This is a genomic window from Bradyrhizobium sp. Leo114, assembly GCF_055229415.2.
The window spans coordinates 1-23,734 of sequence record NZ_JBUYEN020000068.1 but is presented as its reverse complement, the minus strand read 5'-3'; the positions used below and the strand labels follow the sequence as shown (position 1 = coordinate 23,734).

Here is a 23,734-nt window from a genome sequence, read left to right as displayed (position 1 = left end):
CTATACCTCAGCTACCACCAAAACCACGCATGAAAGCAGAATGATATAAATCGCGAGCACGAACAGCGCCGGATGCCAGACATGGCGCAGCAAGCCGAAGCCCGCCACCATCCGTCGCAACACGACCAGGATAAGCCAGGCCGCCACCATCAGCAACGAAAGCGGGGCGACGTAGACGCCAAACAGGTTGACTTCCGAAAAGCTCATGGCGGCGATGTTTCGAAATAGGTCTTATGTTGTGCGAGCGTTTCCGATAGCACGAGGATGCTGCCGCGCGCCCGCTCCCTGACGGGCAATCCCGGCGTCGTGGGCGCGACCGCGGCAAGCTTCGCATCGAAGTCTCCGAGGCGCTCGATCGCAGCCGCGATATCGGCTTGCGCGACCGCATCCAGTGCAACGGAGAACTCCTGATCAAGGTCGAAGCGACCGGCGACGGGACGAAGCCGGATGATGGCATTGCCCACCACCAGGGCCGACAGGAGATCAGAACGTGCCGTCGGCTCGGTCTTTTCAGGGAGCGCCTGCAGGTAGTTGTAGATCCGTCCTTCCCACGCCTCCGATGTCAGTTGCAGCCGGTCGGTGGCAAGCCGCCGTAGTTCCCGCAGTGTCCGCCGCAGCAGACGGCGGACACGGAGCTCCGCCGACAGCGGCGGCACCATGCGGAACGCAAGCGCGGCCGCGCCGAGTCCCACGAAGATCGCCAGCGCGACATTGTAAAAGGCGAGCGTATTGTAGGTCATCTGGTTCGCCGGCCCGAGCAGCGGAATGAAAGTCGCGACCAGCGCGATGAAGACCGGCGGCAGCCAGGGTTGGGTCATCAGCGCACCGCCCGGAATGAGCACAAGCCCGATCACAAGGCAGAGGCCGGCGAAGGATGTCATCTGCGGCAGAAGCGCGAAGTTGGCGATAGCCGCGAGCACGGTGGTGATGGCGGCGCCGACCATGAACAGCATGGTGATGCCATAGGCCTGATCGGGCCGCGCCGAGAACAGGGTGAGCGCGATCGCCGCAAAGGCGACGGCAAGCGCGCCATTCGGCCACGCCGTCACGACCCAGAACAATTCCACCGCGGCGATCGCGGTGAATGCCCGTGCCGCATTGAGAAGCGAAGGAGCATAGTCCGGAACCGGAAACCTCTCATGCCGCCGCGCCCGAACGGGCTGCGCGGGATCAGTCAGCACGAGCAAGCCGCCAAACGCCCTTCGAAGCGCAAGCAGCGACCGCGCCGCCTCATCGACGATCAGCTTGATCGACGGCGTCGCACATCGCATCGTCAGCAATTCACGCACGGCTGCAGCACATGACCTGCGCAAACGCGCCGGATCGGTTTGTGCGATCATCGCAACGCCGGCGGATTGCGCCGTCAACTCCGTTGGAAAGCTGCGGGCGATCTGGCCGATTTCATGCCGCCCCTCTTCGCTTGGCAGCAGATCGAGATGGACGGCTACCCTTCGCCATGCGGACATTGCGCGAAGAAGACCAGTCGATGCCGACTCTAATTCCAGCATGTGATAGCGAACGTCATAGGACTCGCCGCCTGCCTCATCCATGAGGGGATCGAGAGCACCGATCCGCTGCGCCAGACCGAAGCCGATCCGGCGGGATCCCTCTCGCCTTTCCGACAACGTCGCGACGAGCTGAGCCAGGATTTCCGTCGCCAGCGCAGCCATCTCCTTCGCCAGCCGCCTTGGCGCATCGCCGAAATCCGTCATCGCCATCACCAGGCCCGAACACACGATGCCGACGCAGATCTCGCTGGCGCGGTTCACCGCAAGCGTGAAGACCTCGCCATTGGCGCCACCGGTGGCGCCAAGCAGGTCGCTTGCGACGATTGCAGCGGTAAAGCCCGCGAGCGCTGCCGAGTAGGACGCGAAATTGCGCAGCAGCGTTGCCACGAAAGCGCAGCCCGCGCTCCAAAGCGCCAGTCCAAGCAGGAATCCGACCCGCTGTTGCGGAAAGAGTGCTGCCAGCACCACGATCGCCACAGCGCCGATCGTCGTCCCGATCAGGCGAAACCAGCCCTTGCGCAGCGCAGCGCCGAGGTGCGGCTGGCTGGCGATCGCGGCCGATGCACCGGCCCAGGACGGAATCTCGAGCTGAAGCCAGAAGCTGAGATAGAGGGCGAGGCAAACGCTTGCCCACAAGCGCAACCCAAACATCAGCGCCGACGCCGGAACGCGCAGCCGGTCGGCAAGCCGTCTTGCTTCGGGAAGCCGGCCCGCAGTCCAATCAAGCAGAAGCGACGCCGCCCTGGTCATCTGCCTCACCTATGCACATCGGGCAGACTGCGCGCTGATCTCAATCGAGCTCATGCCGCATCAGTAATGATCGGTCATGGGACCGACCTTACCACGGAACACGCGGTAGCCGATCACGATGTAGAGCAGCATGAGCGGGAACACGAACAAGCCCTCGCCCCAGAACATGAAGGCGAGGCTGGAATGCGGCGCCGCTGCCTCCTCGATCGTGATGACGGAGGGGATCATGTAGGGCCAGAACGACAGCGCCAGTGTCCCGAAGGCGGTAACGAAGATCGTCGCCACCATGTGGAACGGCCAGTAATCGTTATGGCGCAGGATGCTGGTGGCAAGCACCAGCGCCGCAGTGGCACCGATCGCCGGGAACGCGAACAGATATGGCCTGTCGGTCCACCGCTGCAGGATCGGAAGATTCTCGATGAGCGCATGGGCGAAGACGACGATCAGGAACACCAGCACGGCGATCGCAAGGACCGGGATCTGGCGGCGCGCGGTGGCGCGAACCGCCCCCTCGCTCTTCCGCACCAGCCAGCAGGCGCCGAGCAGCGCGTATCCGAGGCAAAGGCCGATACCGCACAATACGGCAAAGCCGGTCAGCCAGCCGAGCGCGCCGCCGGAATATTCGCCATTGGTGAACTCAAGTCCCTCGACCAGCGCGCCGACCATCGCGCCCTGCATGAAGCTCGCAACAAGCGAGCCGCCGGAGAAGGCGACATCCCAGACCCAGCGCGAGGCCAGCGCCTTGTTGCGGAACTCGAATGCCACGCCGCGCAGGATCAATCCCAGCAGCATGACGATGACGGGGATGTAGAAGGCCGACAACAGGATCGCGTAGGCAGCGGAAAACGCACCCCACAGGATCACGCCAGCCACGACCAGCCAGGTCTCGTTGCCATCCCAGACCGGCGCGACCGTGTGCAGCATTTCGGCCCGATCCTTCTCGTTCTTGGCCAGGCCGAACAGCATGCCGACGCCGAGGTCAAACCCGTCGAGCAGGAGATAGATCAGGATACTGATTGCGAGCAGCGCTACCCAGAACATCACCATGTCTATTCTCCTGCACTGATGTAGCTGCGTGCGCCGACCGGGGGCTGATCGGCCATCGACATGGGCCGGTTCGGTGCCGCTTCGCGCGGCTCCGTGGTCGGAATTCCGGCCGGGCCGGCGCGCAGCAGGCGATAGATGTAGTAGGTGCCAAACGAAAAGATGAAGGCGTAGACCAGGACGAACAGGATCAGCGTGGTCAAGGCGGCGGACGCGGTGAGGAACGGCGTCATCGCATCAGCCGTGCGCAGCACGCCATAGACCGCCCAGGGCTGACGGCCGACTTCCGCGGTGTACCAGCCGGTGAGGATCGCGATCCACGGCAGCGGAAAGCTGAGAAAGATACCCCAGAGCAGCAGGCGGTTCCGCTCGAGCCGATGCTTGAGGCTGAGATAGGTCCCGAGCCAGGCCAGCCCCAGCATCACGAGACCGCAGCCGACCATGATGCGGAAGGTGAAAAACGGGATGATCACCGGCGGCCGGTCCTGCGGCGGGAATGTCGTCAGACCGACTTCCTTTGAGGTCAAGCTCATGCTGCCGATGATGCTGCCGAGCACGGGAATGCTGATCGCGTATTTGTTGGACTCCGTGCTCGAATCGGGGACCGCGATCAGCACTTCGGAGGCGGGCTGCTCGTCGTGCCAACGGGCCTCGATCGCGGCGAATTTGGCCGGCTGATAATCGTGGACATAGTCGCCGACGAGATGTCCGATGAAGAGCTGGATCGGAAGCAGCACCGCCGCAAGCGAAAGGCCCATGCGCAGCATCACCCGCGCCTCTACGTAATAGGTCCGTCGCAGCAGGTACCACGCGCCGGTCGCCGCCACGCAGAACGCACCGGTCAGGTAAGAGGCGATCAGCATGTGCGGAAAGCGCACCCAGACCACGCGATTGAAGAGGATCGCGACCCAGTCGTCAGGCGCGAACTGTCCCTTCTCCAGGACATAGCCGACCGGCGCCTGCATCCAGCTGTTGTTGACCATGATCCAAAACGCCGAAAGCGTCGTTCCCAGCGCCACCATGGCAGTGGAGAACAGATAGAACCATGGCGGCACGCGGTTGCGGCCGAAGATCAGGATGCCGAAGAAGCTCGCCTCCAGCATGAAGGCGGTGAACGTCTCGTACGACAATAGCGGCCCCTGGATCGGTCCCGACATCTTGGCCAGCACGCTCCAGTTGGTGCCGAACTGGAATCCCATGACCACGCCCGACACCACGCCCATGCCGAAGGCAACGCCGAAGATCTTGAGCCAGAACTCGAACAGTGTCCGGTACACCGGCTTGCCGGTACGCATGTGCATCGCTTCGAGCACGGTCAGCCACGCGGCCAGGCCGATCGTGAACGAGGGGAAGATGATGTGAAAGGAGATGGTGAAGGCAAACTGCAATCGTGACAGGAGAAGTGCTGTGGCATCCATCGGAAGTCTCCTGCCTTCTCAAGCCCGTTGCGCTGCCGACGTCGGTGTGGCGGCCGGCGGTGGAATGTTGTCGACCTTCAGAATTTTGGCGGTGGTCGCACGGATGCGCCGGCAGAAATCCGCATCATCGATCAGCGATATGCCGTAGGATGGGATGATTTCTTTCAGCTTGGGCAGCCAGGCATTCGCCGTGAGCTGGCCGGCAAAGCACTTCTCCAGCACGCTGATGGCGATGAAGGCCGCGGTCGAGGCGCCCGGCGACGCGCCAAGCAGCGCGACCAGCGAATGATCAGACGCGCCGACCAGTTCAGTGCCGAATTCGAGCAGTCCGCCGCGCTTGAGGTCCGGCTTGATGATCTGGACGCGCTGGCCTGCGACCTGCAGCCGCCAGTCCTTGGGATCAGCGTTCGGATAATACTGGTCGAGCGTCGCCAGCCGATGGCTCTCGGACTGCAGCACCTGCCCGATCAGATATTCGGTCAGGTCGAAATTGTCGCGCGCCACCGCAAGTAGCGGTTCGACGTTGGCGGGCCGGATCGACTCGAATAAATCGAGCCGCGAGCCGTGCTTGAGGAACTTGCTAGAGAAGCCGGCATAAGGCCCGAACAACAGCGAGTGCTGCCCGCCGATGACGCGCGTGTCGAGATGCGGCACCGACATCGGCGGCGAGCCGACCGCAGCCTTGCCATAGACCTTGGCGTGGTGACGCTTATTGACCGCGGCATCGTCGCAGCGCAGCCAGATGCCCGAGACGGGGAAGCCGCCATAGCCGTTCCCTTCCGGGATGCCGGATTTCTGCAAGAGCGGCAGCGCGCCGCCGCCGGCGCCGATGAACACGAACTTTGTCTTGACTGTCCGTTTCTCGCCGGTGTCGGTATCGCGAACCTCGATCCGCCAGCGACCATCCTGATCGCGAACGAGATCGGTGACGACGCTCTTGTAATGGACGGCGCAGCCGGGCTGGCTGACGAGATGATGAACCAGATGATGGGTCAGCGAGCCGTAGTCGACATCGGTGCCGGTGATGATCCGCGTTGCAGCGACCGGATCGTCGCCACTACGGCCTTCCATCACCAGCGGCACCCAGTCGGCGATCTGCTTCGGATCCTCGGTGTACTCCATGCCCTCATAGCAATGATGGGCCGACATCGCCTTGAACCGCTTCCTGAGGAACTCGACATTGTCGGCGCCGGACACGAAGCTCATATGCGGCACCGGATGGATGAAGGTGCGCGGATCCGAGATCGCGCCCTTGCCGACAAGAAAGGACCAGAACTGCCGCGACAGATCGAATTCGACATTGACCTGCAGCGCTTTGGAAATGTCGACGCTGCCGTCGGGCCGCTCCGGCGTGTAGTTCATCTCGCAATTGGCGGCGTGCCCGGTGCCGGCATTGTTCCAGGCATCCGAGCTTTCCAGCCCGCAATCCTCCAAGACCTCGAACATCGAGATGGTGAGTTGCGGCTCCAGCTCCTTGAGGAAAACGCCTACCGTAGCGCTCATGATGCCTGCGCCGATGAGGACGACGTCCGGCTCGCCAGTGGGGGTGCTCTGCATGGATATCTCCTTCCGGGTTGATATCGCTGTTCTGAACGACTCACGCCGAGGCGGGCTGCTGCTCCTTGGAGCGGAACGGCACATGCGCACCGGGCCGCAGCACCACATAGGCCCGGCGCCAGGATGAATTGTCGGTCAGTTTCCAGCTATGTCCGGAGCCGGCAGTGTCTTCCGCCAGCAGGATGTCGCCGGGATGCAGCAGGAAGTGCTCGCCGTCGCGGGTCTGGAAATCCAGTGTCCCGGAGAGCGTGATCACCAATTGGCGGATCGGCGCGGTGTGCCAGGCGAACGCGCCGCCCGATGCCGTCTCCTGGAAGGAGATGGTGACGGCGTCGGCCTTGCTGCTGAGCCAATCGCCGCGCTGGCCCGGCTCGAGCTCGATGAGCCCATCCTCGAAATGCGAATTGTGGTCCTCACCGGTCCATAACCTGACGCATCTGATCATGCTGTGCTCCTTCAGCTCGTCGGTGTGCCGGCTTTGACCGGCGCGTTGCCTTGGGCCACATAGGGCTTGACCATCTTGGCGGGATCGACGACGCGGTCGAATTCCGGCTCGCTGACGAAGCCGAGCTTCAGCGCTGCCGCCTTCAGCGTGAGATCGTTGTCCATCGCGTAGTGCGCGATCGCCGACGCCTTGTCGTAGCCGATCACAGGCGCGAGCGCGGTGACCAGCATCAGCGAGCGCTCGACATATTCCTTGATCTTTTTCTCGTTGGGCTTGGTGCCCTCGACCAGGAACTTGCGGAAGTTCGTGCAGCCGTCGGTCAGGATCGTGATCGACTGGGCGATGTTGTGGATCATCAGCGGCTTGTACACGTTCATCTCCAGATAGCCGCTGGCGCCGCCGAAGCCGACGGCGACGTCGTTCGCCATCACCTGCACCGCGATCATCGTCAGTGCCTCGGCCTGGGTCGGATTGACCTTGCCCGGCATGATCGAGGAGCCCGGCTCGTTCTCCGGGATCATCAGTTCGGCAAAGCCGGCGCGCGGACCGCAGGACATCAGGCGGATGTCGTTGCCGATCTTGTAGAGCGAGACCGCAAGCGTGCGCAGCGTGCCGGAAAGCTGCACCAGCGCATCATGCGCGCCCTGCACGGTGAACTTGTTGGGCGCACTGACGAACGGCAACCCGCTCAGGCGCGCGATCTCGGCGGCGACAGCCTCGGCAAAGCCCGGCGCCGCATTGATGCCGGTGCCCACGGCGGTGCCGCCAAGCGCCAGCCGGAACACGCCCTTGAGCGCGTCCTCGATCCGCGCAAGGTCATCGGCGAGCATGCCGGCATAGCCCGACCATTCCTGGCCGAGCGTCAGCGGCGTCGCATCCTGCATGTGGGTGCGGCCGATCTTGACCACGTCGTCCCACTGTTTGGCTTTGGCATCGATCGCGTCGTGCAGGGCCTTCACCGCCGGAACAAGGCGTTGCGTCACGTTGACGGCGGCCGCGATATACATGGCGGAAGGAAAACTGTCGTTCGAGGATTGCGACATGTTGACGTGATCATTCGGATGAACCGGATGCTTGCTGCCGAGCGGCGTGCCTGCGAGCTGGCAGCATCGGTTCGAGATCACCTCGTTGACGTTCATGTTGAATTGCGTGCCGCTGCCGGTCATCCAGACGTGCAGCGGAAACATGTCGTGATGCTGGCCCTGCAGGATTTCGTCGCAGACATGGACGATCAGCTTGTGGACCTTGGCATCGAGCCGCTTGCCGGCATGGTTGGCGTTCGCGGCCGCCTTCTTCAGGATCGCGTAGGAATGGATCATCTCGCGCGGCATCAGGTCCTTGCCGATGCTGAAGTGCTCGAGCGAACGCTGGGTCTGGGCGCCCCAGAGCTTATCGGCGGGGACTTCGACTTCACCAAGACTGTCGGTTTCCTTGCGGAAGTCACTCATGGTCGCCTCTCTTTACGCGCGGTTCGAAAGCAAGCATCGGCGTTGCGGCAAGGCTACGTGCGGGGTCGCGTACAGGCTTCCTGAAACGAACGTCTTTTACGGAATTGCATGTCAGCACTGCGCTGCGACAATTTTCGCGAATTTCCGTCGTCACGAGCAAGAACGACGCGCCAGCGCGGAAGGCCGCGCACAAGCACATCAGTACAAACGGCTACGTTTGCCGCTATCGCCGATAATGTTCACTTTGGCCGAGGCCGCGAAAGCACTCACGCCGTCGCAAAGCCATCACCTGTCTCAACGGAACGGCGACGCATTCCCGGCGCGAAGACAACACGGTCGGGATGCGTGAACACTTCGTAGCCGTCGTCGCGCGCAATGGCGATCAAGGTGATCCCCGCTTCGTCAGCGGTCTTGATCGCGAGCGTCGTCGGCGCGGAAACGGCGACGATGACGGGCGCGCCGATCATGGCAGTCTTCTGCACCATCTCGACCGAGATGCGGCTCGTGAGCAGAATGGCGCCGTTCGAGACCGACCTGTTGTGGCGGATCAGTGCGCCGGCGAGCTTGTCGAGCGCGTTGTGGCGGCCGACATCCTCGCGCACCGGGCCGACGCCGCCATCGGCCTGCCAGAAACCGGCCGCATGCACGGCGCGGGTTTTCTGGTTGAGGTCCTGCAGCGAGGGAAGCGCACCCATGGCTTCCAGGAGATCGCGGGCATCGAACGTCGCGCCCTTCTTCACCCTGGGAACCGCGCGCCTCGCCTCCACCAGGCTTTCGATGCCGCAAAGACCGCAACCGACGGGGCCCACCGAGGCACGGCGCCGCGCGAACAAGGCCGCGGTCCGATTTTCTGCAAGCCAGATCCGGACCTCGATGCCGAGATCAGTCTCGATCAGATCGAGACTCCTGATCTCCTCGGTGCGGGCAACGATGCCCTCCGTCACGGCGAAGCCGACGCCGAAATCCTTCAGATCGGCAGGCGTCGCCATCATCACGGCATAGGTCGATCCGTCGAAGGTCAGCGCGATGGCGGTCTCTTCCGCCACCGCTCGTGACGAAGAGCTCGCGCGGCCGCCCCGCCAGTTCAGGCCGGTTCGTTTGATGAAAGCACCATCGGCGGCCATGATCACCTCAGCTCGGGTTCGGCGTCGAATGCGCGGCGGGCTACACGGCTCAGGTCAGGAGTTCCTGTTCCGCGTCGCCTCGTAGAGGAACCAGGTCCGGCGCTCGGTCTCGTCGATCCAGTTTTCCAGCAGGCTCGCGGTGGCGACGTCGCCATATTCGTCACAGACATTGTGAACCTGGCGCATCTCCCGCGTGAGCTGTTGGTTGTCGCTGCCCAGTTCAGCCAGCATGTCCTGCGGATCGACATAGTCGGCGTCGTTGTCGAGGATGCGCTGCTGGCGTGCGATCTGACCGATCGAGCGGATCGTGGTGCCGCCGATCTTGCGCGCGCGCTCGGCGATCGGATCGGTCATCGCGAAGATCTGGTCGGATTGCTCGTCGAGCAGAAGATGGTAGTCGCGGAAGTGCCTGCCCGACATATGCCAATGGAAGTTCTTGGTCTTGACGTAGAGCGCAAACACGTCGGCCAGCAGGCCGCTGAGCGCCGCTGAGATATCGCGTGTCGCCTCGGCGTTGAGGTCGGTCGGGCTCTGCAATTCGGGGCGCGTGGACTTGAGCATTCGTGCCATCCTTGTTTCTTGGTCGGCGGCCGCAGCGTTTCCGGGCCGTGCCTGACGGTTGCGATACCGTGCATCGCGGAGCCTATCTTTCCAGAGCCTGCGGACTCTTTCGGATTCGCACGGATTTCGGGACATTCTTCCGAATTGGCTGCGAAACCCGCGCAGAACGGGGCGGGTCAGACTTTGCGAAAGCTTGCGCGGTACTGGCTCGGCGTGATCCCGAGGCGCTTGACGAACACGACGCGCATATGCTCGGCGCTGCCAAAGCCGCTTTCATGCGCGACCACTTTCAGCGCAAGGTCGGAGCCTTCGAGGCGGTTGCGCGCGGCATCGACGCGCGCGCTTTCGACGAATTCGGCCGGCGTCACATTGGTCTCGCGCTTGAACGCGCGCGCAAAACTGCGTGCGCTCATTCCGGCGACCTGCGCCAGCACCTCAACACCGTTCCGCTCACGCAAATGCGCCATCACATGAGTATGGACGCGCGCGATCGGCGAATCCTTCTCGGCCGGCGGCACGAGATAGGGACTGAACTGGGATTGCCCGCCCTGCCGCTGCGCCACCACGACGAGCCGCTTGGCGACCGCGAGAGCGACTTCCGGCCCGTGATCATCCTGCACGATCGCGAGCGCGAGATCGATTCCTGCCGTGACGCCGGCCGAGGTGAGCAGCGGCCCGTCGCGGAGATAGATGCGATCGAACTCGACCTTCGCCTTCGGGAACTGGCGGGCAAGACTAGGCGCATTCTGCCAATGCGTCGTCACCGTCTTGCCGTCGATCAGGCCGGCATGGCCGAGCGCGAACGCACCGGTGCAGATCGAGCCATATTGCTGACAGCGCGAGGCGCTCTCGCCCAGCCAGTCGACAAGCCGCGGATCCGGCGGCGTGGTCGGAAGCGCCGGTCCGCCGGCGACCAGCGCGAGATCGAACGCCTGCTCCGCATCCGCAAATGTCATCTCCGGCGTAATCGACATCCCGTTCGAGGCCCGGTATGGCTGCCGCTCGGCGCCGACCAGCGTGAGGCGGTAGCCGCGATCCGTTCCCACGAACACGTTTGTCTCGGCAAACACGTCGAGCGGACCTGCGACATCGAGCGCCTGCACTCCCGGAAAGATTGCCAGCGCGACCGCCTTCATCGACCAACAATCCAGTTGCTGCGCGTGGATGCGCGCCATGACTATGCATGCAATCCTGCCAGTCGGCCATGCATTTCAGCCAGCGGCTTCTTGCACGAATGCCATCGGCAGAAAAGCATGGTGTTTTGACGGTTTCGCAGGGATCGGCGGCGTTGTTCGCGCCAACGTAAAGCGTCAATTGTGACGTGAGCTATTCACCAAGACCATAAGGACATCAGATCATGACTAGGATCATTGCCGGTATCACCGTTCCCGACAGCAAGCTGGCGCGCGAGATCGACGAACTGGTTCGCGACACCGAATCCGAACTACTCTACCACCATTCCAATCGCGTCTTCCTGTTCGGCGCGCTGGCCGGGCAGCGCCGCGGGCTGAAGGTCGATCATGAACTGCTCTATGTCGGTGCGATGTTCCACGACATGGGCTTGCAGGCACCCTATGCCAGCACAAGCGAGCGTTTCGAGGTCGACGGCGCCAATGCCGCCGCAAGCTTCCTCCGCGCCCATCGCATCAATGAGCGCGACGTCGAGGACGTCTGGGACGCGATCGCGCTGCACACCACGCCAGGCATCCCGCAGCACAAGCGGCCGGTGGTGGCGCTGGTGACGGCCGGCGTCGAGATGGATGTGCTGGGCCTGGAATTCGACTCCTTCACCGCCGCACAGCGCCATGAGGTCTGCGCCCACCATCCGCGCGGCCACGACTTCAAGAACGGCATCATCGATGCGTTTGCGGCCGGCACGATCAAGAAGCCGCAGACGACTTTCGGCAACGTCAAGGCGGACGTGCTGGCGCTGCGCGACCCGACCTATCACCGGATCAATTTCTGCGACGTCATCCTCAACTCGAAATGGTCGGAATAATGAAGGCATCTCCTCGATGCGAGCCGATCGAACCGAGAAGGATTGACAGTTCACCACCTATGCGGATTCGCCCTGAACCTCCGATCTGGCGGCTGGTTGCCTAACCCTGCGCTGGCCGGCATGCTAGGCCTCCTCGATCCCTCCCTCCGAGAAGGCCTGAACACCGCAATGTCCGATCAGTTCTCCAACACCCAGCAGATCCGCAAACCGGCCGTCACCTCCAAGGGCGGCATCGTCGCCGCGCAATCGCGAAGGGCTGCCGAGATCGGTGCAGCGGTGCTGGCGGCGGGCGGCGATTGCGTCGATGCCGTGGTCGCGACCACCTTTGCGCTCGGCGTGGTGGAGCCCTGGATGAGCGGGATCGGCGGCGGCGGCGCCATGGTGCTCTACCGCGCCCGCGAAAACCGCTATGAGGTGATCGACTACGGCATGCGGGCCCCGAACAGCCTTCGCATCGAGGACTATCCGCTGACCGGCGACGGCACCGCTTCCGACCTGTTTCCCTGGGCGCGGGTGAAGGACGACCGCAACCTGCATGGCCCGGGCTCGGTCGCGGTGCCCGGCGTGGTGGCGGGCATGGAGGAGGCGCATCGCCGCCATGCCAAATTGCCGTGGAAGGACTTGCTCAAGCCGAGCGTCGATCTCGCCGGCGAAGGCCTGTTGGTCGATTGGTGGACCACGCTGATGATCGCGAGTTCAGCCGCCGACCTGCGGCGCTATCCGGCGAGCGCGGCCGCCTATCTGCAGGATGGCCTGCCGCCGAATGCGCAATGGGGCATCAAGTCGGTTGTGCGGCTGCCGCAGGACCGGCTGAAGGCAACCATGGCGCAGCTCGAGGCCGAGGGACCGCGCGACTTCTACGAGGGTGGCCTCGCGCGCAGCATCGCCGCCGACATCCGGGAGAGCGGCGGGGCACTGTCGGTCGAGGATCTGGCCGCGTTCCGCGCGCATGTGCGCGAGCCGCTGCGCATCCCCTATCGCGGCGGCTACGTCTATGCGACGCCCGAACTGACCGCAGGGCCGACGCTCGCGCATACGCTGCGCCTGCTGCAGCAGAGCGTCCGACCCTCGCCCTCCCCGGAGGCCGCCGCCTACACGGCTTACGCACAGGCGCTGCAGACCGCCTATCGCGAACGCCTGCAAGGCATGGGCGATGCCGATGGCCGCCGCTCGCTCGGCGCGGAAGCGGTCGCGCCCGCCTGCACCACGCATTTCTCCGTCGTCGACCGCGATGGCAACATGGCGGCGGTGACGCAAACGCTGCTGTCGACCTTCGGCTCCAAATTCGTGACGCCACAGACCGGCATCACCATGAACAACGGCATCATGTGGTTCGATCCGACGCCGGGCACGCCGAATTCGCTGGCGCCGGGCAAGCGCTGCCTGACCAACTATACGCCGGTCGTGGCGCAGGCTGCTGACGGCCGGCGCCTCGCCGTCGGCGCCTCAGGTGGCCGGCGGATTCTTCCGGCGGTGACGCAGCTTCTCTCCTTCGTGATGGATTTCGGCATGGACCTCGATGCCGCGATCCATCAGCCGAGGATCGACGCCAGCGAAGGCGCAATCGTGATCGGCGATGCGCGGCTGCCACCAGCGGCGCGCGAGGCGCTGCGCGCACGGTTCGACTATGAAGAAGCGCGGATGCAGACGATGCCGCTGAAATTCGCTTGCCCCAGCGTCGTGCTGCGCGACGGCGCCAGCAACAGCGGCGCCGCGGAGCCGTTCCACGTCTGGAGCGAAGCGGTGGCGGAAGGTTGATGTCTCTCTCTTCACCTCTCCCATCGGGAGAGGTCGGCGCGCAGCGCCGGGTGAGGGGTTACGGTTTCTCATGGGCACTCGAGCCCCTCACCCGATTCGCATCCTGCGATGCGATCCGACCTCTCCCCGATGGGGAGAGGTTTTGCACCTCCCGCATAGCACCAACTCGATCTCATCTCATCGGCTCAATTCAAGCCGATATCGCCGCCGACAGTACCGCTTCGAGTTCCTGCCTGACATCGTCGAGCGGTTGCGCGTTGCGGGCGGCGCGGCACAGCGCGAGCGCGCCCTCGATCGAGGCGACGACCAGCGCGGCCAGCCGCCGCGCGCGGGCCGGCGTCACGCCGTCGCGGCGCAGCGCGGCGATCATGATCTGCTGCCAGTCCGCGAACACGCCATCGGCGAGATCGAGCAAGTGGCGCTGCGCGGCTTCGTCCGGCGCTCCCGCATTGTCCATGGCGTCGGAGACATATCGCTCGACCGCCACGGCGAGCACCGGGCAACCGGCCTGAAACCTGCTGCGCTCGAGAATTTTTCGCCACAATGCGATGAAGGCGCGCAAGCCATCGATCGTGCCGCGCTCGCGCGTGAACTGCTCCAGCGGCTTGCTCACCTGTGCGCCGGCATAGACGATCGCATCTTCGATCAATTGCTGCTTGCCGCGCGGAAAATGATGGCTGATCGAGCCGCGCGGCGTGCCGGTATGGCGGACCACCTCGCGCATGCTGGTGGCGTTGACGCCACGGCGGCTCAAGAGGTCGGCCGCTCCCGCCACCATCTTTGCTCTCGTACTGGAAATCATCCTTGCCTCGTGGATTCGTCGATCCAGACTAGACTATGACACTTGACATAGCCAGCCCGATATGCGGCTATGTCAAATGTCATAGCTGGCCGGGCGAGAGTGGCGCGATGACGAATGCTGACAACGAAAGGGAGGAACTATGACCACGCCAGGCAGCATCCGGACTGAAGCACACGACCACATCTTCAAGATCGTCATCGACAACCCGGCCAAGAAGAATGCCTTCTCGCCGGAGATGATGGAGCAGCTTTCCGACGCGCTCACCGAGCTGCACAACAACGATACCTATTGGGTCGGCGTCATCTGCGCCGAAGGCAAGGATTTCACCGCCGGTCTCGACATGCCGAAATTCTTCGGTCCCACCGCCGAGAAACGCAACATCAAGGAGGGCAATGTCGACGCGTTCGGCCTTTCCAAGCGTTGCAGGAAACCGATCGTCACGGCGGTACAAGGCATCGTGTTCACGATCGGCATCGAGCTGATGCTGGCGGGCGACATCGTCGTTGCCGCTGATGACAGCCGGTTCTGCCAGATGGAGGCAAAGCGCGGAATCGCGCCCCTCGGCGGCGCACATTTCCGCTTCCTGTCGCGCACCGGATGGGGCAATGCGATGTATCACCTGTTCCTGTGCGACGAATTCACGGCGCAGCGCGCCCGCGAGATCGGCCTGGTCCAGGAAGTGGTGCCGGCGGGCCAGCAGATCGCCCGCGCGATGGAGCTTGCCGCCGCGATCGCGCGCAACGCGCCGCTCGGCATCCAGGCAACCAAGGAAGCAGCCGTAAAATACATCGAGGGCGGCGAGGCCGCCGCGATCGCCTTTATTCCGTCGATCCGCGAACGCGTCCTGAACAGCGCCGACGCCCGCGAAGGCATTCAGTCCTTCATCGAACGGCGGGCTGCGGTGTTCCAGGGACGCTGACGCGGCTGAACCTAAAGCTGCGTCAGGAGATCATCGATCCGGATCGGGAAGCGGCGCACGCGAACGCCTGTGGCGTGCCAGACCGCATTGGCGACCGCACCGGCGCTGCCGGTGACGCCGATCTCGCCGACGCCCTTGATGCCGAGCGCATTCACATGCGGATCGTGCTCGTCGACGGTCAGCACATCGAGCGACGGCACATCGGCATTCACAGGGATATGGTACTCGGCGAGGTTCGCGTTCAGGATGCGGCCGGAACGGTGGTCCATGACGGCTTCCTCGTGCAGCGCGAACGATACGCCCCAGATCATGCCGCCGAAGAGCTGGCTCTGCACCAGGCGCGGATTGATGATGCGGCCGGCTGCAAAGGCGCCAACCAGGCGCGTGACGCGGATCTGGCCGAGTTCGGGATCGACCTTCACCTCCGCGAAAACAGCGCCATGGGCGTGCATGGCATAGTTCGACTGCGCCGCAGGATCTGCCGCGCCGCCACCGCTGGCTTCGATTTCGGCGACGCCGGCGCGCTTGAGGATGTCGGCATAGCTCTCGCTACGCGCTTCATCGTCTCGGCGGAATAGCCGCCCTTCCCGCGCGATCACGCCGGCATTGCCGGCACCGAACAACGGCGAGCGCTGGTCGGAGGTCGCGAGATCGGCGAGCTTTGCGATCACCGCCGCGCCGGCGTTGTGGATCGCAGCACCGGCGGTCGCGGTATGGGCCGAGCCGCCGGCAATGCCCGCGTCCGGCAGATCCGACGTGCCCGACCTGAATTCGACCTGGTCGATGCCGAGCCCGAGTCCGTCGGCCGCGATCTGGGCGAGCGCGGTCCACGCGCCCTGCCCCATGTCATGCGCGCCGGTCTCCATCACGCCGGAGCCGTCGCTGCGGATCACCGCGCGCGCCTGCGCCTGGAACATCAGCGCCGGAAAGGTCGCGGTGCCCATGCCCCAGCCGACCAGGAAACCATCATCGTCGCGCATCTGCCGCGGCGCGAGCGGACGCCCTGCCCAACCGAAGCGTTCGGCACCCTTGGCATAACACTGCCGCAGCGCCTTCGAGGAGAACGGCTTTCCGGAGATCGGCTCGACTTCGGCGTAGTTCTTCAGGCGAAAATCGAGCGGGTCCATTCCGCACGCCACCGCGATCTCGTCGATGGCACTCTCCAGCGCGATCGAGCCGGTCGCCTCTCCCGGCGCGCGCATGAACAGTGGCGTGCCGGTATTGACGCGCACCGCTTCATGCGAGGTCTTGATCGCGGGGCTTGCATAGAGCGTGTGCGAGGCGTCGGCGGCCGGCTCGTAGAAATCATCGAACGTGCTGGTCGTGACCTTGGCGTGATGATCGATCGCGGTCAGGCGACCTTCGCCGTCGGCGCCGATGCGCAGCGTCTGCCGGGTCGGCGGACGATGGCCGACCGGGCCGTACATCTGGTCACGGCGCAGCACGAGCTTGACCGGACGTCCCACCAGCTTGGCCGCCATGATGCCCAGCACTTGTGGCCCGGAGACCAGTCCCTTCGAGCCGAAACCACCACCGAGGAACGGGCTGCGGATATGAATATTGCCAGGCGGAATGCCGAGCAATCCGCCGAGCCGCATCTGCGCCATCGCCATGCCCTGGCTCGGCGTATCGATCGAGAGCTTGTCGCCGTCCCAGGCCGCGACCATCGCGTGCGGCTCCATCGCATTGTGATACTGCGCGGGCGTTTCATACGTCGCCTCGATGCGTTTCGATGCACCGGCGAGCGCAGCATCGACATCGCCATGCCGGACCTCGGCCGGATTGCCGATACCGACCACCGGCGGCACATAGCTCTCGGCACCATCAAGGCCGACCCGCGCGGACTCGATGTGATATTGCGGCGACAGCAGTGCCGCGCCTTCGGTCGCGGCTTCCAGCGTCTCGGCGATCACGACCGCGATCGCCTGGTTCGCATAGCGCACCTCGTCGTTCTGCAGGAGCTCCATCTTGAATGCGAAAGGATTGGGCTTGCCGTCCGGATCTTCGGCAAGCGGCGGCTTGTGCGAGGGCGTCATCACGTCGACGACGCCGGGATAGCGCTTGGCGGCATCGACATCGAGGGAGGTCACGCGGCCGCGCGCGATGGTGGAGACGGCGATCACGGCATAGAGCATGCCCGCCGGGTGATTGTCGGCGGCATAGCGGGCCTGGCCCTTGACCTTCAGGACGCCGTCGCGGCGAGTCAGCGGCTGGCCGATATTCGAGCCGTGCCTGAGATGGGCAGGATCACGGGTGAGCTCAAGCGACATGGCGCACTCCTGATGAGAAGGGAGAGCCGGGAAGCGCGGGAATGCGCGCCGGCGTGCCCGCGGTGGCGAGCGTCAGCGCCCGCACCACGATACGCTCTGCGAGTTCGATCTTGAACGCGTTGTCGCCAGACGGCTTTGCATCGGCAAGCGCGATGCGCGCAGCCTCGCGGAAGCCCGCAGCATCGGGCGTAACGCCGGCAAGACTCTGCTCCGCGGCCCGCGCGCGCCAGGGCTTTGCCGCGAGGCCGCCGAGCGCGAGCCGTGCCTCGCGGATCAGACCTTGCTCCAGCTGCAGGCTCGCGGCGGCCGATACGACCGCGAATGCATAGGAGGTGCGTTCGCGAACCTTGATATAGCGTGCATGCGCGGCAAAGCCGCGTGCCTCCGCCGGCAGCCGCAGCGCGACGATCAGATCACCGCGCTCGAGCAAAGTCTCCCGCTGCGGCGTGTCGCCGGGCAGGCGGTGCAGCGCCTCGAGCGCGACCTCGCGCCGCCCGCTCTTGCCCTCGATCTCGACGACCGCATCGAGCGCAACCAGCGGAACGCAGAAATCAGAAGGATGCGTGGCGATGCAGGCCTCGCTCCAGCCGAGCACGGCATGCAGGCGGTTTTCGCCATGGCGGGCGTCGCAGCCGGCACCGGGCCAGCGTTTGTTGCAGGCGCTGGGGGCGTCGTAGAAATAGGCACAGCGCGTCCGCTGCAGCACGTTGCCGCCGACAGTCGCTGCGTTGCGAAGCTGCGCGGACGCGCCCGACAGCAGCGCCTCGGCCACTGACGGAAAGGCGCGGGCGAACTCCGCATCATGCGCGAGATCGGCATTGCGGACCAGCGTGCCGATCCGGACGCCGCCGTCGGCAAGATATTCGACGCGGTCGAGCCCCGGCAGGCGCGTGACGTCGACCAGCCGGCTCGGATGGCAGACGCCGCCCTTCATGAGGTCGAGCAGATTGGTGCCGGAAGCAAGATAAGTGGCGCCCTTCTCGGACGCGGCCGCGACCGCCTCGGCGATGGTGGCGGGCCTGACGTAATCGAACTTCATCATGCGGAGCGCCTCTGTTCGGAGTTCGCGAGAGTTTGTTGGGCCTCAAGCACGGCTTCGGTGATGCCGGCATAGGCGCCGCACCGGCACAGATTGCCACTCATGCCTTCGCGCACGCGCTCGGGATCATCGCCCGCCTGGCCTTCGGTGATCAGTCCGATTCCGCTCATGACCTGTCCGGGCGTGCAGAAGCCGCATTGAAAGGCGTCATGCGCGATGAAGGCGGCCTGCACCGGATGGAGCTGGTCGCCATGCGCGACACCTTCGATGGTGAGGATGTCGGCGCCGTCCTGGCTCACCGCCAAAGCGAGGCAGGAATTGATGCGCCGCCCGTCGACCAGGACGGTGCAGGCGCCACACTGGCCGCGGTCGCACCCCTTCTTGGTGCCGGTCAGATCAAGACGTTCGCGCAAGAGATCGAGCAGGGTGACGCGCGGGTCGTCGAGCTCGATCTCCCGCCGCACACCGTTCACGGTGAGGCTGATGGAGAAATTCATGCAGGGCTCCGATCAGTGCTATGGTGGGATTGTTACAGTGGTAATGCGCCGCCGGCGTCCGCCAATGTGTCGATCGGCGGACCTTTGCAGGCCGGGTACTCATCGCATATACGGAGGCATCCTCCGTTTTACAAGGGAGGGTGATCACAAATCTGATGGCCAGTCAGTTCGCAGGAATAGTTCGCAAGCCACGCGCAGATGCCGTGCGCAACCGGGAGCGCGTGTTGGAAGCGGCGAAAGCCGTGTTCAGCGCAGGTGGTCCCGAGGCCAGCCTGGAGGCCGTCGCGCGGCACGCTGGTGTCGGCATTGGAACGCTCTACCGTCACTTTCCGACGCGCGAAGCACTGTATGAAGCAGTGTATCGGCGCGAGGTGGATCAGCTCGGCGACCTCGCGGAGCAATTGAACGAAGAGGCGGACCCGGTCGAAGCGCTGCGGCATTGGCTGCATGCCAACGTGCAATTCGTCGCCACCAAGAAGGGCATGGCGGCGGCGCTGGCGCTGGTCGCGCACGGCTCGCCTGAGCTTCACGCCTATTCGCTCGACCGACTGACCAAGGCGATCGCCGCGCTGCTTGCGCGCGCCGTCGCCGCCGGCGAGATCCGCGCCGATATCAGCGCCGAGGACGTCCTGCGCGCGCTGATCGGCCTGTGCTACATGCACGACCAGGCAGGCTGGCAATCGACCGTGCTGCGGCTGTTGGATGTGTTCATCGACGGGCTGCGCCTGCAACCGGCGAAGGCGACGCTGCCGAAACAGAAGCCGACGAAGAATGCGGTAAAGCGAAAGCGCTAGCTCCAAGCACCGTCATTGCGAGCGCAGCGAAGCAATCCATGTCGCCGCAAGCCGAGATATGGATTGCTTCGTCGCTTTCGCTCCTCGCAATGACGACAGTGCAACTCACCCAAATCTATGATCGTAGCGCGCGATGGACAGCTCGCTCACATCGATCTCCGGCTTGCGTCCGGACAAGAGGTCTGCCAGCGCCCTGCCCGAGCCGCAGGCCATGGTCCAGCCAAGCGTGCCATGGCCGCTGTTGAGATGGAGATTGCCGTATTTTGTCGCGCCGATCACCGGAGGTCCGTCCGGCGTCATCGGGCGCAGGCCGCTCCAGAACGTCGCCTTGGCGAGATCGCCGCCGCGCGGAAACAGATCTGTCAGCGAATGATCGAGCGTCGCCCGACGCGCCGCATAAAGCTTGTCGGAATAGCCTGAAATCTCCGCGGTGCCGCCGACGCGGATGCGCTCGCCGAGCCGCGTGATCGCGACCTTGTAGCTCTCGTCCATGACGGTCGATTCCGGCGCGCCGCTGGCATCTACGATCGGCACCGTGATCGAATAGCCTTTCACCGGATACACCGGCAGCGAAATGCCGAGCGGCCTGAGCAGTCGCGGCGACCAGCTTCCGAGCGCGACGACATAGGCGTCGGCCTGCAGCATGCCCTTGCTGGTCGCAACGCCGGTGACGCGCGAGGCGTCGGCGATCAAGCCATCGATGGCGACGTTGAATTCGAAGCGCACGCCGAGCTTTTCGGCCTCGAGCGCCAGAGCCTGCGTAAACATGTGGCAATCGCCGGTCTCGTCCTGCGGCAGCTGCAGTCCGCCGGCGATCTTCTCCTTCACCGCGGCGAGCGCCGGCTCGGCGGCAATGCAGCCCTCGCGATCGAGCACCTCGAACGGAACGCCATATTGCTTGAGCACCGCAATGTCATCGGCGGTGTGGTCGAGCTGGGCGGCGTAGCGGAACAATTGCAGCGTGCCGCGGGAACGCTCGTCATAGTGGATGCCGATCTCGCTGCGCAACGCGCGCAGGCAGTCGCGGCTATATTCCGCGATCGGGATCATCCGGCTCTTGTTGACCGCGTACCGCTCCGCGGTGCAGTTGCGCAGCATCTTGAGCAGCCAGATCCACATCGCGGGATCGGGCTTCGGGCGAACCACCAGCGGACCGTGCTTCATCAACAGCCATTTGATGGCCTTGATCGGCACGCCGGGACCGGCCCATGGCGAAGAGTAGCCGGGCGAGACTTCGCCGGCATTGGCAAAAGAGGTTTCCAGCGCGGGCTTGGGCTGGCGGTCGACAACCGTCACCTCATGACCGGCGCGCGCGAGATAATAGGCTGACGTGACGCCGATGACGCCGCTGCCGAGGATGATGACTTTCACGCTTTTCAGGCTCCCGCCGCGGCATGACTTGCCGCTGCAAATAATCTCCGCAACGGCTGGAGCAAGGTCAGGCTACGCGTTTGATGACGTCGCCGAGGATCGACACGATCTCGTCGATATGACTGCGCTCGACGATCAAAGGCGGCGACATCGCCAAGGAGTCGCCGCTCTGGCGGAGGTAGAGGCCGCGATTGAAACAATCGACCATCATGTCATAGCCGCGTGCACCGATCGCGTCCTTGCGCGGTGCCACTTCGATGGCGCCCATCAGGCCGACATTGCGGATGTCGATCACGTTCGGCAGGCCCTTGAGCTGATGCAGCGCATCGCGCCAGTATTCGGCGAGCGAAGCGCCGCGCGTCAGCAGGCCTTCGTCCTTGTAGATGTCGAGCGTGGCAAGGCCGGCGGCGCAGGCCACCGGATGCGCCGAATAGGTGTAGCCGTGGAACAGCTCGATCTGGCTTTCCGGCCCGGTCATCAGTCCGTCGTAGATCTTACGGCTGGCGAACACCGCGCCGCAGGGAACGGTGCCGTTGGTGATGCCCTTGGCGGTCGTCATCAGGTCAGGCGTCACGCCGAAGAACTGCGACGCGAACGGCGTGCCGAGCCGGCCGAACCCGGTGATGACTTCGTCGAAGATCAGCAGAATGCCGTGCTTGTCGCACAATTCGCGCAGCCGCTGCAGATAGCCCTTCGGCGGCGGCAGCACCGCGGTCGAGCCCGGCACCGGCTCGACAATGACGGCCGCAATCGTCTCGGCACCCTGCAGCGCCACCAGCCGCTCGACGTCGTCGGCGAGTTCGGCGCCATGCTCCGGTTGGTCCTTTGCAAACGCGTTGCGGGCGAGATCATAGGTGTGGCGGATATGGTCGACGCCGGGCAGATGGGTCGCGAACGCACGGCGGTTGGCCACCATGCCGCCCACGGACATGCCGCCAAAACCGACGCCATGATAGCCGCGCTCGCGGCCAATCAGGCGCGTGCGGGTCGGCTGGCCGGCGGCGCGGTGATAGGCGAGCGCGATTTTCAGCGCGGTATCGACCGATTCCGATCCCGAATTGGTGAAGAAGACGCGGTCCAATCCCGTGGGCGCCAGCGCGGCGAGGCGTTCGGCGAAATCGAATGCGATCGGATGGCCCATCTGGAACGACGGCGCGAAGTCCAGCGTCATCAATTGCCGCTCGACCGCTGCAGCAATCTGCTTGCGGCCGTGGCCGGCATTGACGCACCAGAGCCCGGCCGAGCCGTCGATCACCTTCCGCCCATCGACGCTGGTGTAATACATGCCCTCGGCGGAGGCGAACAGCCGCGGCGTCTCCTTGAACTGCCGGTTGGCCGTGAACGGCATCCAGAACGAATCGAGCTTGATGGTGTTCGGAATCTGATGAACGGTCACGGCGTCGCTCCACTGCTGACGCAGCAGCCGAACATGCTCCCAAACGCGCAACAAGCCCTTTTCTGCCGTGCTGCAACCCATTGATCTCATTGGGGCGGACGCGGCATATTTGCGCGATCCGCAACACCTGCAACAGGGATTGTCCCATGAGCGTCGATATCGGTGGCCGGCTGCGATTCATTCGCGCGCAGCAGAAGCTGTCGCAGCGCGAACTCGCCAAGCGGTCCGGCGTCACCAATTCGACCATCTCGCTGATCGAGTCCAACCAGATGAACCCGTCCGTCGGGGCACTGAAGCGCATCCTCGATGGAATTCCGATGGGACTGGCGGAATTCTTCGCGCTCGAGCCGGAGCGGCGCCGCAAGGTGTTCTATCGTTCCGACGAACTGACCGAGATCGGCAAGAAGCCGATCTCCTATCGCCAGGTCGGCGACAATCTGTTCGGCCGGAGCCTGCAGATCCTGAAAGAGCGCTACGAGCCCGGCAGCGATACCGGCCGCGTGCCGCTGGTGCACGACGGCGAGGAAGGCGGCATCGTGGTCTCGGGCAAGCTCGAGGTCACTGTCGATGACGAGCGCCGCATCCTCAATCCCGGCGACGCCTATTATTTCGAAAGCCGCCGCCCGCATCGCTTCCGCTGCGTCGGCGGCAAGCCCTGCGAGGTGATCAGCGCCTGCACCCCGCCGACATTCTGAATGCGGCAGGCGCCGCGCGGCGCCTCACAGATTCCGGGTCTGCTTGTCGCCCCAGGCGATGGCCGCAGCGATCGTCACGAATATCGCCGTCACGCCAATAACGACCAGGATGGTATCGAGGGTCATGGCTTCTCTCCGTGGCTGATGGAGAAAAGCTAGCGGATTGGCAACGATCCGCTTTGCGCTCAATCAAATCCGAAAGGATGGTAGGCCTAGGCTGTGTGGACTCTTGGGATTCTCAAATCAGACGGAACGTGATTCAAGGCTTTCTTTTAGGAGGAAGCCTTGGGGGTTCTGGATCGGCTCGTTCTGAACGACACGCAATGGGACCGTATCTCC

General features: G+C 64.3%; 21 protein-coding genes. 5 read left to right on the top strand and 16 right to left on the bottom strand.

Features of this window, described 5'->3' with window-relative positions; genetic code table 11:
• From ACZIRK_RS40475 to ACZIRK_RS40430, 10 genes are all read right to left on the bottom strand, one after another.
• Positions 1 to 207, bottom strand: coding sequence for a DUF1656 domain-containing protein (locus ACZIRK_RS40475; protein WP_028162150.1), 207 nt, complete (start codon positions 205 to 207; stop codon positions 1 to 3).
• Positions 204 to 2,258, bottom strand: a complete 2,055-nt coding sequence (locus ACZIRK_RS40470) for an FUSC family protein (RefSeq protein ID WP_474419443.1) — start codon at positions 2,256 to 2,258, stop codon at positions 204 to 206. The genes ACZIRK_RS40475 and ACZIRK_RS40470 overlap by 4 nt, the downstream gene beginning before the upstream one ends.
• A gap of 60 nt (positions 2,259 to 2,318) precedes the next feature.
• Positions 2,319 to 3,305, bottom strand: coding sequence for a cytochrome d ubiquinol oxidase subunit II (cydB, locus tag ACZIRK_RS40465; RefSeq protein ID WP_456642733.1), 987 nt, complete (start codon positions 3,303 to 3,305; stop codon positions 2,319 to 2,321).
• A 2-nt stretch (positions 3,306 to 3,307) separates the two neighbouring features.
• Positions 3,308 to 4,720, bottom strand: coding sequence for a cytochrome ubiquinol oxidase subunit I (locus ACZIRK_RS40460; RefSeq protein ID WP_474419442.1), 1,413 nt, complete (start codon positions 4,718 to 4,720; stop codon positions 3,308 to 3,310).
• Between the two features lie 18 nt (positions 4,721 to 4,738).
• Positions 4,739 to 6,277, bottom strand: coding sequence for a malate dehydrogenase (quinone) (gene mqo, locus ACZIRK_RS40455; RefSeq protein WP_474419441.1), 1,539 nt, complete (start codon positions 6,275 to 6,277; stop codon positions 4,739 to 4,741).
• A 40-nt stretch (positions 6,278 to 6,317) separates the two neighbouring features.
• Complete coding sequence (locus ACZIRK_RS40450) at positions 6,318 to 6,722, bottom strand: cupin domain-containing protein (RefSeq protein ID WP_474419440.1); 405 nt, start codon at positions 6,720 to 6,722, stop codon at positions 6,318 to 6,320.
• Positions 6,723 to 6,733: 11 nt separating this feature from the next.
• Complete coding sequence (fumC, locus tag ACZIRK_RS40445) at positions 6,734 to 8,170, bottom strand: class II fumarate hydratase (protein ID WP_456642737.1); 1,437 nt, start codon at positions 8,168 to 8,170, stop codon at positions 6,734 to 6,736.
• Between the two features lie 266 nt (positions 8,171 to 8,436).
• The gene (gene fdhD, locus ACZIRK_RS40440) at positions 8,437 to 9,294 is read right to left on the bottom strand and encodes a formate dehydrogenase accessory sulfurtransferase FdhD (RefSeq protein WP_474419439.1); all 858 of its coding nucleotides are present in this window, start codon (positions 9,292 to 9,294) and stop codon (positions 8,437 to 8,439) included.
• Positions 9,295 to 9,348: 54 nt separating this feature from the next.
• Positions 9,349 to 9,855 carry a Dps family protein gene (locus ACZIRK_RS40435; RefSeq protein WP_474419438.1) on the bottom strand — a complete coding sequence of 169 codons (507 nt, stop codon included), beginning with the start codon at positions 9,853 to 9,855 and terminating at the stop codon, positions 9,349 to 9,351.
• 176 nt (positions 9,856 to 10,031) lie between these two features.
• Positions 10,032 to 11,030: a GlxA family transcriptional regulator gene (locus ACZIRK_RS40430; RefSeq protein ID WP_474419437.1), complete on the bottom strand. Its 999-nt coding sequence runs from the start codon at positions 11,028 to 11,030 to the stop codon at positions 10,032 to 10,034.
• 182 nt (positions 11,031 to 11,212) lie between these two features.
• Between ACZIRK_RS40430 and ACZIRK_RS40425 the strand changes: the two genes are divergently transcribed.
• A complete protein-coding gene (locus ACZIRK_RS40425) occupies positions 11,213 to 11,854 on the top strand; it encodes an HD domain-containing protein (protein ID WP_474419436.1) in 642 nt (213 codons plus the stop codon).
• A 168-nt stretch (positions 11,855 to 12,022) separates the two neighbouring features.
• Entirely contained in the window at positions 12,023 to 13,612 is a 1,590-nt protein-coding gene (locus ACZIRK_RS40420) for a gamma-glutamyltransferase family protein (protein WP_474419435.1), read from the top strand.
• A gap of 190 nt (positions 13,613 to 13,802) precedes the next feature.
• Here ACZIRK_RS40420 and ACZIRK_RS40415 read toward each other — a convergent pair whose 3' ends face one another.
• On the bottom strand, positions 13,803 to 14,390 hold the full coding sequence (locus ACZIRK_RS40415; protein WP_474419434.1) for a TetR/AcrR family transcriptional regulator: 588 nt from the start codon (positions 14,388 to 14,390) through the stop codon (positions 13,803 to 13,805).
• 163 nt (positions 14,391 to 14,553) lie between these two features.
• Between ACZIRK_RS40415 and ACZIRK_RS40410 the strand changes: the two genes are divergently transcribed.
• Positions 14,554 to 15,333 carry a crotonase/enoyl-CoA hydratase family protein gene (locus ACZIRK_RS40410; protein ID WP_474419433.1) on the top strand — a complete coding sequence of 260 codons (780 nt, stop codon included), beginning with the start codon at positions 14,554 to 14,556 and terminating at the stop codon, positions 15,331 to 15,333.
• A gap of 11 nt (positions 15,334 to 15,344) precedes the next feature.
• Here the strand turns inward: ACZIRK_RS40410 and ACZIRK_RS40405 are convergent, their stop codons facing one another.
• From ACZIRK_RS40405 to ACZIRK_RS40395, 3 genes are read right to left on the bottom strand one after another with little or no spacing between them, the layout of a single operon-like run.
• Entirely contained in the window at positions 15,345 to 17,603 is a 2,259-nt protein-coding gene (locus ACZIRK_RS40405; RefSeq protein WP_474419432.1) for a xanthine dehydrogenase family protein molybdopterin-binding subunit, read from the bottom strand.
• Complete coding sequence (locus ACZIRK_RS40400) at positions 17,593 to 18,645, bottom strand: FAD binding domain-containing protein (protein WP_130227443.1); 1,053 nt, start codon at positions 18,643 to 18,645, stop codon at positions 17,593 to 17,595. Before ACZIRK_RS40400 ends, ACZIRK_RS40405 begins: the two co-directional genes overlap by 11 nt.
• The gene (locus ACZIRK_RS40395) at positions 18,642 to 19,139 is read right to left on the bottom strand and encodes a (2Fe-2S)-binding protein (protein ID WP_456642747.1); all 498 of its coding nucleotides are present in this window, start codon (positions 19,137 to 19,139) and stop codon (positions 18,642 to 18,644) included. The genes ACZIRK_RS40400 and ACZIRK_RS40395 overlap by 4 nt, the downstream gene beginning before the upstream one ends.
• 155 nt (positions 19,140 to 19,294) lie before the next feature.
• Between ACZIRK_RS40395 and ACZIRK_RS40390 the strand changes: the two genes are divergently transcribed.
• Positions 19,295 to 19,933 carry a TetR/AcrR family transcriptional regulator gene (locus ACZIRK_RS40390; protein ID WP_474419431.1) on the top strand — a complete coding sequence of 213 codons (639 nt, stop codon included), beginning with the start codon at positions 19,295 to 19,297 and terminating at the stop codon, positions 19,931 to 19,933.
• A 105-nt stretch (positions 19,934 to 20,038) separates the two neighbouring features.
• Here the strand turns inward: ACZIRK_RS40390 and ACZIRK_RS40385 are convergent, their stop codons facing one another.
• Together ACZIRK_RS40385 and aptA are read right to left on the bottom strand one after the other, a co-directional pair.
• Complete coding sequence (locus ACZIRK_RS40385; RefSeq protein ID WP_474419430.1) at positions 20,039 to 21,304, bottom strand: D-amino acid dehydrogenase; 1,266 nt, start codon at positions 21,302 to 21,304, stop codon at positions 20,039 to 20,041.
• Between the two features lie 67 nt (positions 21,305 to 21,371).
• The gene (gene aptA, locus ACZIRK_RS40380; protein ID WP_474419429.1) at positions 21,372 to 22,700 is read right to left on the bottom strand and encodes an omega-aminotransferase AptA; all 1,329 of its coding nucleotides are present in this window, start codon (positions 22,698 to 22,700) and stop codon (positions 21,372 to 21,374) included.
• A gap of 146 nt (positions 22,701 to 22,846) precedes the next feature.
• Between aptA and ACZIRK_RS40375 the strand changes: the two genes are divergently transcribed.
• On the top strand, positions 22,847 to 23,395 hold the full coding sequence (locus ACZIRK_RS40375; protein WP_130227448.1) for a cupin domain-containing protein: 549 nt from the start codon (positions 22,847 to 22,849) through the stop codon (positions 23,393 to 23,395).
• Positions 23,396 to 23,734 lie beyond the last annotated feature (339 nt).